Source organism: Pseudomonas huaxiensis, from assembly GCF_003231275.1.
Lineage (GTDB): Bacteria > Pseudomonadota > Gammaproteobacteria > Pseudomonadales > Pseudomonadaceae > Aquipseudomonas > Aquipseudomonas huaxiensis.
In genome coordinates this window covers 1-668 of sequence record NZ_QKVL01000156.1, presented here as the reverse complement: position 1 = coordinate 668, position 668 = coordinate 1, and the positions used below count along the sequence as shown (strand labels likewise).

The window sequence follows — 668 nt, the reverse complement described above, 5'->3', positions numbered from 1 at the left end:
GGGCTTGACGATGGAGAGCACCACGCCGCCCTTGATGACGACCCCATGCGAAGTCGCGCCACGCTTCAGCCAGCGCTCGGCGCGGACCTGTGACCAGTTGTACGCCACCGGCTCAACCCGACAGTGTTCGAAGGGGTTCCACCAGCAATAGTTGAAGTTGTATGCGTAGAGGCGTTGGCGGACGCGGTTGAAGCGAAGGGGCTGATCTCTAGGAGGTGCCACATCGAACTTCCAGAAGATAAAGGTAGACCAGACTCCAATGAACAAAGTGGAAAGAAATATTATCCACTCCTCAAAACTCAGCGCTTGCCAGTCTGATAAAAAAAGCCAAAACAAAATTCCCAGGCCCACAGTGCAAACAGCGACGAACCAAATCATCAAACCTCTGATCAACGCAGATGCACGCGGTAGTTCCAGATAGATACCATCCTGATGGTTGGGTGTATCGAACCCAAGAGCAGGCATTACGATCGGCACTTCATCGGGATGAGGCAGATCTTCCTGCCATCCAGAGCAAGAGGGAACGAGTCGCGGTGTTTTCATACGACTCACTACTTCGCGTCCCCAGTAATCTTGTCTGCCTTTACGATCAGTCGGGCGACCCCGGATTCATCGTTTCTGTCCGGCCAATAGGGCACTTCGTGTTTGATAGTTTGAGCATCGAGAAT

Annotated in this window: 1 protein-coding gene; it reads right to left on the bottom strand. The window is 52.8% G+C overall.

Translation table 11 applies throughout. The annotated features are described in order from the left end of the window. Positions 1 to 543, bottom strand: a 543-nt coding sequence (locus DM374_RS33980; protein ID WP_225422701.1) for a DUF6708 domain-containing protein, incomplete at its 3' end; no start/stop codon positions are given. Positions 544 to 668: the final 125 nt, after the last annotated feature.